Source organism: Rhizobium sp. AAP116 (assembly GCF_001295785.1).
GTDB lineage: Bacteria > Pseudomonadota > Alphaproteobacteria > Rhizobiales > Rhizobiaceae > Allorhizobium.
Genome location: NZ_LJIB01000005.1, coordinates 44701 through 56957, shown reverse-complemented (window position 1 = coordinate 56957; position 12257 = coordinate 44701). Strand labels below are relative to the sequence as shown.

The window sequence follows — 12257 nt, the reverse complement described above, 5'->3', positions numbered from 1 at the left end:
CATTTTGAACGGGAGATCTTCGTTATGACCAGCAGCATGCGTGCCGGACTGATCACGCTCCTGACGATCGCGCTCATCGCCCCGGCAGCGATGGCGAACGAGCGCTTTACCGCCTCCACCATCAAGGAAGAAATCATCGGCAAGCGCATCTACCTCGCCGTGCCCTTTGGTGGGGAATTTCCGCTGAACTATCGTCCGAACGGTCAGGTGGATGGGTCGGGCGAAGCCCTAGGTCTCGGCCGCTTCGCCAAGCCGAATGACAAAGGCAAATGGTGGATCAACGGTGACCGCCTCTGTCAGCAATTTACCAGCTGGTACAAGGGGGCGCCGATGTGCTTCGAACTGATCCGCACCGGTGACAAGCGCTTGAAATGGATTCGCGACAACGGCGAAACCGGCACGGCGCGCATAGGCAACAGCATCTGACACAGCTTGTCGCGCCATGCATCGATCCCTATTCTGAACCATAAAGCAGAATGGGGATTGGAATGGCAGATCTGAGGAGCCGCCCGATCGGCGCGACAGCCATATTGGGGCGACGGGGCTATCCCGTTATCAGATCCGCGACCGGCGGTGAGCTTGAAATCGTGACCAGGCCGACCCAGGCCGGATTCAACCCCCTCGACCTGCTATTGGCATCGCTTGCCGCCTGCATGAGCATGAGCACGCGGATCGCCGCCCGCGAACTGGGCCTCACCGATGAGTTCGAGGGGCTGCAGGTCGGGGTGACAGGGGAAAAGGCCTCGGACGAGCCCTCGCGTTTCGCCTCGATCACCGTGACACTGGCTTTCGAGGGCACTCTCGATCCGCATGATCAGTCGAGGATTGCGCACCGCGCCGAGGAAATCTGCACCGTCAGCAACAGCCTCTCGATTCGCCCCATATTACTGATCAGCTCCGCCTAACCGGCGAGACGCTGCAACGTGATTGCGTCAGGTTCTCCGCCACAGAACACGTCGAGAGCCTCGCGGAAGATCGCAGCGTCGTCGGGATCGGCAGCGGCCGCAAACAGCGTCATGGATGATCGGAACTTCATGTCGTCGGGTTGACCGAAAATCTCCAAAAGGCTTCGGTCCGGATGCGCCAGCACGGCCCGGGTGACCGTACGCAGGCGCTCTCCGAGGATAGGATGCGCGAGATAGGCACGCGCCTCATGAAGCGACCTCAAGGCAAATCGCTGGGCAATCGGCGATCGGCCCAACCCCGCCAGTTGCGGAAAGATGAACCACATCCAGTGACTGCGCTTCAGGCCGCCCTGCAATTCCCGAAGCGCCTGTGCGTGAGTTTCCCGCTGCGCTTCGACGAAGCGCTCGAGGTCGACGAGAGAATGATCTCCAGCCATCTGTGCCTTGCTCCTCTTGCCTTAACGCTGGTCGGGCAGGCCATCGCCAATGCCTGATACGATCAACTAATCCGCCCTATCCGCCTTAATTCTTGACGTCGGACCAATGTTCGTTAACAAGAATGTGAGGCGCCGTGATTTCAGCATCACCGCGCCCAAACCTGGTGCCGGGCCCCTCTGGCGAGAGTTTACGGCGCTCTCGTGATGTCGGTACCGCCAGCAAATTTCAGCCGGCGGATTCTAGAAAAATGAACACTTGGATCATGCTTCATGCGAAGGCGTGCAGGACGCTTCGCATCTCCCCTAATTTCGTCTCCTCCAGCCTGGAGGACCGCACATGAGCACCGCAGCAGCAACGAGTGGCAATTCCACTCTCGGTTACTTCCGCTGGGCCTTCATCGTCACGGCGATCGGCCTGCTTCTCGGCGCCGTTCTCGGATGGCAGATGAGCGGCACAATCTCCGGCATGGCGACCATCTTCTTCATCTGCTCGGTCCTGGCCGTGCTTGAAATCTCCCTGTCCTTCGACAACGCCATCGTCAACGCCAACAAGCTCAAGGACATGACGCCCGTCTGGCAACGGCGCTTCCTGACCTGGGGTATCCTCATCGCCGTCTTCGGTATGCGCATCATCTTCCCGCTGTTGATCGTGGTGATCGCGGCGCAGATCGGCCCGATCGAAGCCGTGATCCTCGCCGCCCGCGAGCCCGCGGAATATGCGCGCATCATGAACGATGCGCATCTGCCGATCGCGGCCTTCGGCGGTACCTTCCTGATGATGGTCGGCCTCACCTACTTCTTCAACCAGGAGAAGGACATCCACTGGATCGAGTGGCTCGAAAGTCATATGGCGCGCTCCGCCTCGATCAAGGGTATCGAGATTGCGCTCGTGCTGCTCCTGATCCTGCTGTTCTCCAATCTTCTTGACGGCGAAGAGGCGACGACCTTCGTCTATTCGGCGATCTATGGTCTCGTGACCTTCCTCGCCGTCGAAGTTCTCGGCGGTCTGCTCGACGCCTCGCAGCGTGCCATGAGCGAAGCGGCCAAGGGTGGCCTCGGCGCCTTCATCTATCTTGAAGTGCTGGACGCCAGCTTCTCTTTCGACGGCGTCATCGGCGCCTTTGCACTGACGCAGAACCTCTTCATTATTGCGATCGGCCTTGGCATCGGCGCCATGTATGTGCGCTCGATGACCATCATGCTCGTCGAAAAGGGCACGCTCGCCGAATATCGATACCTCGAACACGGCGCCTTCTACGCCATCCTGATCCTGTCGGTGATCATGTATGTGCAGACACTGTTCCACATCCCGGAAGTGATCACCGGTCTTGGCGGTGCTGCACTCATCGGCATCTCGCTGTGGTCCTCGATCAAGTACAATCGGGAAGAGCGGGAAGAAGAAGAACGTCTCTCCGGCGAAAGCGTCGCCGAGAATATCTGACCGAGAGCGTTTGAGAAAAGTGAGAAAGGCCGGCCTTCGCGCCGGCCTTTGTCGTTCGGATGCGCGAAGTGTCACTCCGGGCCGAGATCCGTCTTTTGCGATCCGATCTCCGGCAGCGATCCCGTGCCCGGCGTCTTCATCGGATCCTGCAGCTCCTTCTTGTCGTGAGGACCGGCCGCCGGCATGTCTTCCGCGTGAGACTTGTCCTGTTCGACTTGCCGCTTGCGCGAATGTTCGATCTCTTCAGTCATGGATGTCTCCTTTGCTGGGACATTGGAAACCTGCAAACAAGCGCCGAGGTTCCGCCCATTCGACACGACCGCGCCGGAACCGACGACGGACGACGACGTTCGATATGCATGTGAAGTGGAGGAGAGCCCGCATGACCACCGCAAAGACCACCGAAGCGCACGGCCATCAGACGCCACGCGAGGAGCACGACACCAGGAGCGATCGCCTGGAACTGTCCGAACGAGACGAAAAGGCAGACCTTGAGGACGAACCAACCGAACAGGGCGTAGATCTCGATTCCAAGCGTCGGATAGATTGAAGGCAATCACCATGAACACAGCCAATCCTCAGCTTGAAGGTCTCTATCTCGCGATTTCTGCTCTTGTCCGCCGCATGATCGACAAGGGCCTGCTCGACCCGGATGACCTTCATCAAGCGATGGCAGAGGCCCGGCAAGCGGCGGAACAGGATCTGCAAACGTCCTCGCTCTCCGACGCCAACCGGAAGGCAGTCCTCTTTCCGATCGACCTCCTCGACAAGGCGGACGGCGACGTCGAAAGCTTCCGCGCTTTGGTCCGGCTAATCGCGACGCGCCAGTAGCCGACCAAATGCGGGCAGGCGATCTTGCGTCGACCAAAAGCTCTCCTACATCTTGGCGGTTACAGGAGAGCCAAACCCATGACCATAATCGCGCCGCTAGACAGCACCACTGCTGAGGGCGGGGTGGCATCCAGACGATTGGCCAGGCTTCGAGCCCATGTCGCCGAAGCGGGTTCAGTAACCCTGGATGAGTTGATGTCGGCCATGGGCCGCAGCAGCATCGCCTTTGCAATCCTGATCCTCTCTCTTCCGGCGCTCACTCCCATCCCCGGTCCGTTTGGCCTCGTCTTCGGGAGTTGCCTCGCGATCATCTCGCTCCAGATCATCGCGGGTTTCAGACGCATCTGGTTGCCGCAATTTCTGGGACGACGGCAGGTTTCCGGCGGAACGATCGAACTCATGGTTCGCTACACGGCGCCCCTCGTGGCGCGCGTGGAAACTCTCCTGCGCAAAAACCGCCTGCGGCGCTTCGCCGGACCACGTGCTCAGGCATTTCTTGGCCTACCCGTTCTTTTGCTTGCCATCGCCGTCGCGCTACCGATCCCTTTCGGCAACATGCTTCCCGTGGCGGCCCTCGTGATGATCGCGCTTGGCCTCATGGAGCGGGACGGTCTGGTGACGATCCTGGGTTTGGGCATTGGCGTGATCGCACTTGGGTCGACCGGCGGCCTCGTCTATGCTGCGGCCTGGGGACTGGGCTCGATTGTCGGCCCGTGAAAAAAATCTTTTCGGCGATGGAATAGGATCGCTGTCGGCTCCGTATACTGGGGCATGACGACGAACTCGAACCCGTTCAATGTGATTGGCCAGCTCGCAGCCCTGCGACGCTACGCCCGTTCGCTCGTCAGAAATCCGGACGAGGCGGAAGACCTCGTTCATGATGCACTTATCCGGGCCCTGGAGCGCAGGTCGACCTTCAAGAGCGGGGGCAGCATCCGCAACTGGCTGATGTCCATCCTGCACAATACGCATATCGACCGCCTTCGCCGGGACCGCGCCGCCAGTCGGCGCCAGGATGCGACACTGGAGCTGACCGATATGGTGGCGCCTGCGGGTCAGGAGCATTCGGTACGGCTGGCGCAGGTACGCGACGCCTTCCTGTCTCTTCCGGAAGACCAGCGCGAAGCGCTCCATCTCGTGGCCATCGAGGAGCTTTCCTATCAGGAAGCGGCCGATGTCCTGAATATCCCCGTGGGCACGCTGATGTCCCGCGTTTCCCGCGCCCGCGCCCGGCTAAGGGCGATGGAAAGCGGCGAGGACGCGAACCTCGTGCCCCACCTCAGAATCGTTGGAGGAAACCCCGATGACCAGCAATGATCCTGTAATCGAGGCCGACCTGCACGCCTATGTCGACGACCAGCTGGATGTTGGTCGCCGTATCGAGGTCGAGGCCTATCTGTCGGAGAATCCTGCGATCGCCGCCAAGGTCATGGCCGATCTGCGTGTGCGCGACGAATTGCGGCTGGCGCTTGCGGGCATGCCAGCAGTCGTGCGTCAGGAAACGCGCGATGCGGCACGGGTGCTGGAAAGCGCCTTCAACCGTCCGCGCACGATCGACGTCATTCGGCGTGCGGCGGCAGTCGTGCTTCTCGTGGGCGCCGGCTGGATCGCCCATGGTTGGATCGCCCCCGGCAGCATCGGCGAAGTTGTGGCCTCAGTGCCGCCGCCGCAGTTCGTAGAGGAGGCCGTGCGCGCGCATCAGACGGCGGAGCTGCGTGAAAAGATGAGCTCGCAGTCCGAAACGAGCCGCTTCGATCCGGCCGAGATCCGTTCCGCCACGGCCATCGTTCTGCCGGCCATGCCGGATGACTGGACCGTGCGGGACGCCCAGATTTTCCCCTCGACCTACGGACCGAGCGTCGAGCTCGAGGTCGAGCCCCAATTCGGCGAGAGGTTGTCCCTCTTCGCCGTCAGGCCTGGCAATTTTGCCGTTCAGCAGGTGCTGCTGAAGCAGGAGGGTCAGACCAACGCAGCCTATTGGCAGATCGGCGAGGTTGCTTACGCGCTGATCTCCGAAACCCAAAACCCGGACAGGCTGGCCGAACAGGCCCGCAAGCTTGCCCGGACCCTTTACTGATCCATTCAAGGAGGTAACTGACTATGGATCCCATCCAGAACCGCTTCGGCTACGGTGCTCAGGCCCAGTCCGCAGCACTTTTCGACGAAGGTCTGCGCAAGCACATGCTGCGCGTCTACAACTACATGGGCCTCGGGCTGGTCATCACCGGCATCGTCGCCTTCGTGGTGAGCCAGACCCCGGCGCTCTACGTGCCGATCTTCTCGACCCCCTTGAAGTGGGTCGTGATGCTGGCCCCGCTCGCCTTCGTCTTCTTCTTCTCGTTCCGCATACACGCGATGTCGGCCGCGACCGCGCAGATGGCCTTCTGGGCCTTCGCGGCCGTGATGGGTCTGTCGCTGTCGTCGGTCTTCCTGGTCTTCACCGGAACCTCGATCGCCCGCACGTTCTTCATCACCGCGACCATGTTTGGCGCGATGAGCCTCTACGGCTACACCACCAAGCGTGACCTGTCGCAGTTCGGCTCGTTCCTGATGATGGGTCTGATCGGTGTCGTCATCGCCTCGATCGTCAACATCTTCCTAGGCTCGAGCGCCCTGCAGTTCGCGATCTCGGTGATCGGCGTCGTCGTCTTCGTCGGCCTGACCGCCTGGGATACCCAGAACATCAAGCAGCAGTATGCCGAGAACTTCGACCAGGAGAGCCAGCAGAAGCTCGCCGTCTTTGGCGCTCTGTCGCTGTACCTGAACTTCGTCAACCTGTTCCAGCTTCTGCTGAGCCTCACTGGCCAGCGCGAAGAATAAGATAAAAACGCGTCGGGAGAACGCTTTGACAGGGAAACGCCCGGGTATTGCCCGGGCGTTTTCACGAGATGAGAAGCAAGCCTGGCTCAGACAATCCCGCCGGAGCCACCCTTGACCGCAGGACGCTCGGCCGCAACGCGGAACCGGTAGCCACTGGCACGATAGGTCGCCACCGGATCGATGGCACCACCAGCCCGCAGCCGCGCTTCTGCAAGAATCGGCTCGACATCGGTCCGATAGGCACGCTTCAACGTTTCGGATGCCATCAGTGCGTCATTGCCGTTTTGATAACCCTCCAGTTCGGTCCGATCGACGAGCAGCGCCTGCGCATAGGCACGACGGATCTCGTTGGCGCTGGAAATCAGGCTCTCGATCGGATCCGTCACATTGTGGCTCTGATCGATCATATGGGCAGGGTGGAAATCCTTTACGCCGCGATGCTCGGCATCGACCAGCTCGTTGAACACGAGGAATAGGCGATAGGGTTCGACAGATCCGGCATCCAGATCATCGTCACCATATTTCGAGTCGTTGAAGTGGAAGCCGCCGAGCTTGCCGAACTGGATGAGCCGCGCAACGATCATTTCGATATTGGTGTTCGGCCCATGATGCCCGAGGTCGACGAGGCAATAGGCCTTTTCTCCCAGCGTCTGCGCGATCAGGTAGTTCGTGCCCCAGTCCTGCACGACGGTGGAATAGAAGGCCGGCTCGTACATCTTGTGTTCGGAAAACAGCCGCCAGTCGTCCGGCAACGCCTTGTAGATGTCGCGCATCCCATCGAGATAACGCTCGAACTGGAGGGTAAAATTACTCTGGCCGGGGAAGTTGGAACCATCGCCGATCCAGACCGTCAGCGCCTTGGAACCGAGCGCGGCGCCGAGTTCGATGCACTCAATGTTGTGCTCGACGGCCTGACGACGGGTCGCTGCGTCCACATGGCTGAGCGAACCGTATTTGTAGGAATGCGCCTGATCAGCGCCATCCGAAAAGGTGTTGGAATTCATCGCGTCAAAGCCGAGCCCGAGCGCATCGGCCTTGGCTTTCAGCTCCTTCGGGTCAGCCTTGTCCCAGGGGATATGCAGCGAAACGGTCGGCGTGGCGCGGGTCAACTGCTGGATCACGCCGCAGTCGTCGAGCTTGTCGAAGATATGGCGCGGCTCGCCCTGCCCCGGAAAGCGGGCGAAACGTGTGCCACCGGTCCCGACACCCCAGGAGGGTACGGCCACGAAGAATTCCGCGACCTTCGCAGTGACGGCCTCGATGTCGATGGAACTGCGCGCCAGCTTCTCGCCCAGCGCCTGGAAATCGCTGCGGTGAGCCGCCTCGCGCTTGTCATTGTCAGCCGCAACGATATCGACGGGAATTCGGATCTCGCTCATTCTTTCCTCCACCTCGCGCGAACGATTACCATCGAAGCGCGTTTATCTGCTGTCTGAATTGAAAATCGGAGCCATCATGGACGTTCTTCGCATTCTGCTTGCCATCCTCCTGCCGCCGGTCGGCGTTTTCCTCCAGGTCGGCATCGGCCTGCATTTCTGGCTGAACATCCTGCTCACGCTCTTCGGCTATATCCCGGGCATCATCCATGCCATCTGGGTGATCATCCGCAAGTAGGATCCCGCCGCGGCGCATGCGCCGCGACGGCTTGGGAGATCAGCGCGGGAAGCTCTGCGCATTGCCGGCATCGACATTGATAATGTTGCCGGTCGATTTCGCCGAAAGATCGGAGGCGAGGAAGTAGATCGCCTCGGCGATGTCTTCCGGGAAAACATTCAGCTTCAGCATCGAGCGGTTGCGGTAATGCTCCTCGAGATCGGTGACTTCGATCTTCGAGGAGGCCGCCCGCTGCTCGCGCCATTCGCCGTTCCAGATCTTCGACCCACGCAGCACCGCGTCCGGATTGACCGTGTTCACCCGGATGCCGGCATCTGCCCCTTCAAGGGCCAGGCAGCGGGCGAGATGAATCTCGGCAGCCTTGGCCGTGCAATAGGCGGATGCATTGGGCGACGAGGCGAGACCGTTCTTCGAGGCAACGAAAACGACGTTGCCGCCGAGCTTCTGACGCCGGAACAGCCGGAAGGCTTCGCGCGAGACGAGGAAATAGCCGGTGGCCAGGATGCTGATATTCTTGTCCCACATCGCAAGCGTCGTGTCCTCGACCGGAGCCGAAGAGGCAATCCCGGCATTCGAGACCAGGATATCGACGCCACCGAATTCGACGCAAGCTTCTGAGAAGGAGCGTATAACCGCATCCTCGCGCGTCACGTCGAGCTGAACGGAGCGGACCACATCCGCGCCATGGCGCTTCGAGAAGTCGGCGACCGTCTGCTCCAGTGCTACAGCATCGATATCGGCCAGCACCACGCAGGCACCTTCCGCCATCAGCCGGTCGGCGGTCGCCCGGCCAATGCCGCCGGCGCCGCCGGTGACGAAGGCTACGCGTCCTGCGAGGCTCTTCGGCTTCGGCATGCGCTGCAGCTTTGCCTCTTCGAGCAGCCAGTATTCGATATCGAAAGCTTCCTGCTCCGGCAGTCCCTGATATTCGGAAACCGTCGAGGCGCCGCGCATGACGTTGATCGCATTGACATAGAACTCACCGGCAATGCGGGCCGTCGCCTTGTCCTTGGCAAAGGACAGCATGCCAACGCCCGGAACCAGGAAGATCACCGGGTTCGGATCACGGATGGCGGGCGAATTGTCGTGTTTGCAGGTCTCGTAATAGCGGGTGTAGTCGGCCCGATAGGCTTCGAGAGCCTTGCCCAGACCGGCAAGAACCGCGTCCACATCGGGCTTTGCCGGATCGAAATCGACGATCAGCGGTCGGATCTTGGTGCGCAGGAAATGGTCAGGGCAGGACGTCCCGAGGCTCCCCAGCGGCTGCAGGTTCTTCGAATTGACGAATTCCAGCACGGCATCCTGGTCGTCGAAATGCCCGAGCTTGCGCTCGCCCTTGCCGATCCGTCCGCGGATCTCGGGCATCAGACGGGCAGCAATCGTACGACGCTCGTCTGCCGGCAGGCTCTTCGATACCGCACCGCCGAAGACCGTCTTGCCCTCGGTCTCCTTGGCAAACCACTCGATCGCCTTGTTGATGATCTCGAGCGTCAGGAGATAGCAGTCCTTGGCGTCATCGGCCCAGGTAAACAGACCATGGCTTTCGAGCACGACGCCCTTTGCAGTCGGATTGGCCTTCACAAAGGCTTCGAGGTCGAGACCGAGCTGGAAACCCGGGCGGCGCCAGGGCAGCCATCCGATCTCGGAGCCGAAAATCTTCTGCGTCAATTCCTTCGAATTCTTCGAGGCCGCAATCGCGATGATCGCGTCAGGATGCATGTGATCGACATGCGTGAAGGATACGAAACCATGCAGCGGGGTATCGATCGAGGCCGCACGTGGGTTCAGGTTGAAGGTGCAATGCGGCAGGAAGCCGACCATGCGGTCTTCGTCATGCACCCCCTTGTAGATGCCCTTCAGTGCTTCGAGCTTATCCTGATAGAGAGTCGCAAAACCATCGAGCTTGATCGTTCCGACGTCACCGCCAGACCCCTTGACCCAGAGAATCTTGACCGTCTGCCCCGTCAGCGGATCGATCTCCATCACCTTGGCGGAGGTATTGCCGCCCCCATAATTGGTGATGCGCTTGTCGGCACCCAGCAGGTTGGATCGATACAGAAGCTTGCCGGGCTCATCAAGCGTGGCGGCATAAGCATCATCCCAACGGTTTTCGAGAAGGCGGGTTTGGCCCGTCATGACATCCTCCCTGCAATTATCTCATGAGCAGTCGGCGACGGCTCATCTCCTTCTTGTTCGCAGATATCGCGCAGCCGCCGCCCGATTGTCAATCAATTTCGATCAGTTCTTTTCATTGTGCGCTGCAATATTATTATTTTTGATCGTTTCTGATTGACAGCGTAAAAACATTGCGAATAAATCACCGTCAGGAGGACCCCATGCACGAACGCGAACGCCATCGCATCATTCTGAGCGCGATCCAGGAAAAGCCTGTGATCACAGTGCAGGATATTGCCGAGCTTACCGAGGCTTCAGAAGCCACAATCCGCAGGGATATCGCGTCTCTTCATGTGCAGGGAAAGCTGAGACGCGTCCGCGGTGGCGCCGAGGCAGTCCATCCCCCGCAGCTCGGCAATCTCGCAGCACGCCCCTTCCGCGTCTCCGAATCGGTCAACATCGACAAGAAACGCGCAATTGCGCGCGCAGCGGTCGATCTCTGCGAAGAAGGTGATTCGATCATCATCAATGGCGGCACCACCACCTTCCAGATGGTGCATTTCATGTCGGCCCGCCGCCTGCAGGTGATGACCAATTCCTTCGCCATTGCCGAGCACCTGGTGAAGCACTCGAAATGCACGGTTTCGGTTCCCGGCGGCGCGATCTATCGTGACCAGAGCCTGATCCTGTCGCCCTTCGAGAATGATGCGATCCGCAACTTCTATGCCCGCCGCATCTTCATCGGGGCCCAGGGCATCAACGCCCACGGCGTGATGGAATCGGATGCACTGGTCATCCAGAGCGAACAGAAGCTGGTGCGTCAGGCCGAAGAGCTGATCGTCATGGTCGATTCCAGCAAGTTCGCCAAGCGCTCCAGCCTGATCCTGTGCGCGCTCGACAAGGTGTCGACGATCATCACCGATGACGGAATTTCCGACGAGGCGGCCGCCATGGTCACCGACGCCGGCGTGAAGCTCATAACCGTGAAGCCCATGGCTTCATCGGCAAGGGAGGATACCTCGTCGGTCGCTTAAGAGGAGGCGCCGGGAGGGAGAGTAAAGCAGTTCATCAACCTGGGAGGAAAACATGAAACTGACGAAAATCTTGCTGGCCAGTGCCGCCATTGCACTCGCCACCATGGGCTCTGCCGCACAGGCAGCTGACATGAAAATCGCACTCGTGGTGAAGTCACTTGGTATTGGCTTCTTCGAAGCCGCCAACAAGGGCGCTCAGGAAGCAGCTGCGGAACTCGGCGGCGTAGAAGTGATCTACACCGGCCCGACCTCGACCACGGCCGAAGGCCAGATCGAAGTCATCAACTCGCTGATCGCGCAGGGCGTCGATGCCATCGCGATCTCGGCAAACGACCCGGACGCAGTTGTCCCCGCCCTCAAGAAGGCCATGGACCGCGGCATCAAGGTCATCTCGTGGGATAGCGGTGTCGCCCCAGAAGGCCGCATCATGCACCTCAACCCGTCGTCCAACGCGCTGATCGGCAAGATGTGCCTGCAGCTCGCCGCCAACCATCTGCCCGACGGCAAGGGTGACTTCGCCATCCTGTCTGCCACCACCACCTCGACCAACCAGAACATCTGGATCGAGGAGATGAAGGCACAGCTGAAGGACTTCCCCGGCCTCAACCTCGTCACGACAGTTTATGGTGATGACCTCGCCGACAAGAGCTACCGCGAAGCGAACGGCCTCCTGACCTCGCAGCCGAACGTCAAGGTCATTGTGGCCCCGACGACCGTCGGCGTTCTCGCCGCCTCCCAGGCCGTCAAGGATGCCGGCAAGATCGGCGACGTCTACGTCACCGGCCTCGGCCTCCCCTCCGAAATGGCGGGCGCCATCCAGTCGGGTGCAACGAAGGAATTCGCCATCTGGAACCCGATCGATCTCGGCTACTCCGCCACCCAGATCGCTTATCGTCTCGCCAAGGGCGAAACCGATGCGGCTCCTGGCTCGGAAATCGAAGCCGGCCGCATGGGCAAGATCAAGGTCGGTGACGGTGGCGAAGCCGCCATGGCAGACCCCTTCGTCTACAACGCCTCGAACATCGAGGAATTCTCCAAGATCTTCTGATCTCGGCGGACC

16 protein-coding genes are annotated in these 12257 nt (G+C 60.3%); 12 read left to right on the top strand and 4 right to left on the bottom strand.

Annotation, left to right across the window (positions count from 1 at the left end; genetic code table 11):
* Nucleotides 1–24: 24 nt before the first annotated feature.
* Nucleotides 25–426: a hypothetical protein gene (locus IP85_RS05050; RefSeq protein ID WP_082347587.1), complete on the top strand. Its 402-nt coding sequence runs from the start codon at nt 25–27 to the stop codon at nt 424–426.
* Nucleotides 427–488: 62 nt separating this feature from the next.
* Nucleotides 489–905 carry an OsmC family protein gene (locus tag IP85_RS05045; RefSeq protein ID WP_054148590.1) on the top strand — a complete coding sequence of 139 codons (417 nt, stop codon included), beginning with the start codon at nt 489–491 and terminating at the stop codon, nt 903–905.
* On the opposite strand, the gene IP85_RS05040 is transcribed toward IP85_RS05045, so the two are convergent.
* Nucleotides 902–1342 carry a DUF1810 domain-containing protein gene (locus IP85_RS05040; protein ID WP_054148589.1) on the bottom strand — a complete coding sequence of 147 codons (441 nt, stop codon included), beginning with the start codon at nt 1340–1342 and terminating at the stop codon, nt 902–904. The genes IP85_RS05045 and IP85_RS05040 overlap by 4 nt on opposite strands.
* Nucleotides 1343–1679: 337 nt before the next feature.
* Here IP85_RS05040 and IP85_RS05035 point away from each other — a divergent pair, with 337 nt between their 5' ends.
* A complete protein-coding gene (locus IP85_RS05035; RefSeq protein WP_054148588.1) occupies nt 1680–2783 on the top strand; it encodes a DUF475 domain-containing protein in 1104 nt (367 codons plus the stop codon).
* Between the two features lie 71 nt (nt 2784–2854).
* Here the strand turns inward: IP85_RS05035 and IP85_RS05030 are convergent, their stop codons facing one another.
* Nucleotides 2855–3034 (bottom strand): hypothetical protein, encoded by a 180-nt coding sequence (locus tag IP85_RS05030; protein WP_054148587.1) that lies wholly within the window; start codon nt 3032–3034, stop codon nt 2855–2857.
* Nucleotides 3035–3165: 131 nt separating this feature from the next.
* Here IP85_RS05030 and IP85_RS22150 point away from each other — a divergent pair, with 131 nt between their 5' ends.
* From IP85_RS22150 to IP85_RS05005, 6 genes are all read left to right on the top strand, one after another.
* Entirely contained in the window at nt 3166–3333 is a 168-nt protein-coding gene (locus IP85_RS22150; RefSeq protein WP_156322738.1) for a hypothetical protein, read from the top strand.
* Between the two features lie 11 nt (nt 3334–3344).
* Nucleotides 3345–3614, top strand: coding sequence for a hypothetical protein (locus IP85_RS05025; protein ID WP_054148586.1), 270 nt, complete (start codon nt 3345–3347; stop codon nt 3612–3614).
* 78 nt (nt 3615–3692) lie between these two features.
* Nucleotides 3693–4331 (top strand): exopolysaccharide biosynthesis protein, encoded by a 639-nt coding sequence (locus IP85_RS05020; RefSeq protein ID WP_054148585.1) that lies wholly within the window; start codon nt 3693–3695, stop codon nt 4329–4331.
* Nucleotides 4332–4385: 54 nt separating this feature from the next.
* A complete protein-coding gene (locus tag IP85_RS05015) occupies nt 4386–4931 on the top strand; it encodes a sigma-70 family RNA polymerase sigma factor (protein WP_054148584.1) in 546 nt (181 codons plus the stop codon).
* Nucleotides 4918–5691, top strand: a complete 774-nt coding sequence (locus IP85_RS05010; protein ID WP_054148583.1) for an anti-sigma factor — start codon at nt 4918–4920, stop codon at nt 5689–5691. Before IP85_RS05015 ends, IP85_RS05010 begins: the two co-directional genes overlap by 14 nt.
* Nucleotides 5692–5714: 23 nt before the next feature.
* Nucleotides 5715–6434, top strand: coding sequence for a Bax inhibitor-1/YccA family protein (locus IP85_RS05005; protein ID WP_054148582.1), 720 nt, complete (start codon nt 5715–5717; stop codon nt 6432–6434).
* Between the two features lie 86 nt (nt 6435–6520).
* Here IP85_RS05005 and rhaI read toward each other — a convergent pair whose 3' ends face one another.
* Nucleotides 6521–7813, bottom strand: coding sequence for an L-rhamnose catabolism isomerase (gene rhaI, locus IP85_RS05000; RefSeq protein WP_054148581.1), 1293 nt, complete (start codon nt 7811–7813; stop codon nt 6521–6523).
* Nucleotides 7814–7889: 76 nt separating this feature from the next.
* Here rhaI and IP85_RS21865 point away from each other — a divergent pair, with 76 nt between their 5' ends.
* A complete protein-coding gene (locus tag IP85_RS21865) occupies nt 7890–8048 on the top strand; it encodes a YqaE/Pmp3 family membrane protein (protein WP_069043052.1) in 159 nt (52 codons plus the stop codon).
* Nucleotides 8049–8087: 39 nt separating this feature from the next.
* Here IP85_RS21865 and IP85_RS04995 read toward each other — a convergent pair whose 3' ends face one another.
* On the bottom strand, nt 8088–10184 hold the full coding sequence (locus tag IP85_RS04995; RefSeq protein ID WP_054148580.1) for a bifunctional rhamnulose-1-phosphate aldolase/short-chain dehydrogenase: 2097 nt from the start codon (nt 10182–10184) through the stop codon (nt 8088–8090).
* Between the two features lie 200 nt (nt 10185–10384).
* On the opposite strand from IP85_RS04995, the gene IP85_RS04990 reads away from it, so the two are divergent.
* Both IP85_RS04990 and rhaS read left to right on the top strand, forming a co-directional pair.
* Entirely contained in the window at nt 10385–11197 is an 813-nt protein-coding gene (locus tag IP85_RS04990; protein WP_054148579.1) for a DeoR/GlpR family DNA-binding transcription regulator, read from the top strand.
* 52 nt (nt 11198–11249) lie between these two features.
* On the top strand, nt 11250–12245 hold the full coding sequence (gene rhaS / locus IP85_RS04985) for a rhamnose ABC transporter substrate-binding protein (RefSeq protein WP_054148578.1): 996 nt from the start codon (nt 11250–11252) through the stop codon (nt 12243–12245).
* The last annotated feature ends 12 nt before the right edge of the window (nt 12246–12257 follow it).

Bases quoted from the DNA above. Each gene is read 5' to 3' on its own strand.
- IP85_RS05050 (WP_082347587.1), top strand. From the start codon at position 25: ATGACCAGCAGCATGCGTGCCGGACTGATCACGCTCCTGACGATCGCG.
- IP85_RS05045 (WP_054148590.1), top strand. From the start codon at position 489: ATGGCAGATCTGAGGAGCCGCCCGATCGGCGCGACAGCCATATTGGGG.
- IP85_RS05040 (WP_054148589.1), bottom strand. From the start codon at position 1,342: ATGGCTGGAGATCATTCTCTCGTCGACCTCGAGCGCTTCGTCGAAGCG.
- IP85_RS05035 (WP_054148588.1), top strand. From the start codon at position 1,680: ATGAGCACCGCAGCAGCAACGAGTGGCAATTCCACTCTCGGTTACTTC.
- IP85_RS05030 (WP_054148587.1), bottom strand. From the start codon at position 3,034: ATGACTGAAGAGATCGAACATTCGCGCAAGCGGCAAGTCGAACAGGAC.
- IP85_RS22150 (WP_156322738.1), top strand. From the start codon at position 3,166: ATGACCACCGCAAAGACCACCGAAGCGCACGGCCATCAGACGCCACGC.
- IP85_RS05025 (WP_054148586.1), top strand. From the start codon at position 3,345: ATGAACACAGCCAATCCTCAGCTTGAAGGTCTCTATCTCGCGATTTCT.
- IP85_RS05020 (WP_054148585.1), top strand. From the start codon at position 3,693: ATGACCATAATCGCGCCGCTAGACAGCACCACTGCTGAGGGCGGGGTG.
- IP85_RS05015 (WP_054148584.1), top strand. From the start codon at position 4,386: ATGACGACGAACTCGAACCCGTTCAATGTGATTGGCCAGCTCGCAGCC.
- IP85_RS05010 (WP_054148583.1), top strand. From the start codon at position 4,918: ATGACCAGCAATGATCCTGTAATCGAGGCCGACCTGCACGCCTATGTC.
- IP85_RS05005 (WP_054148582.1), top strand. From the start codon at position 5,715: ATGGATCCCATCCAGAACCGCTTCGGCTACGGTGCTCAGGCCCAGTCC.
- rhaI (WP_054148581.1), bottom strand. From the start codon at position 7,813: ATGAGCGAGATCCGAATTCCCGTCGATATCGTTGCGGCTGACAATGAC.
- IP85_RS21865 (WP_069043052.1), top strand. From the start codon at position 7,890: ATGGACGTTCTTCGCATTCTGCTTGCCATCCTCCTGCCGCCGGTCGGC.
- IP85_RS04995 (WP_054148580.1), bottom strand. From the start codon at position 10,184: ATGACGGGCCAAACCCGCCTTCTCGAAAACCGTTGGGATGATGCTTAT.
- IP85_RS04990 (WP_054148579.1), top strand. From the start codon at position 10,385: ATGCACGAACGCGAACGCCATCGCATCATTCTGAGCGCGATCCAGGAA.
- rhaS (WP_054148578.1), top strand. From the start codon at position 11,250: ATGAAACTGACGAAAATCTTGCTGGCCAGTGCCGCCATTGCACTCGCC.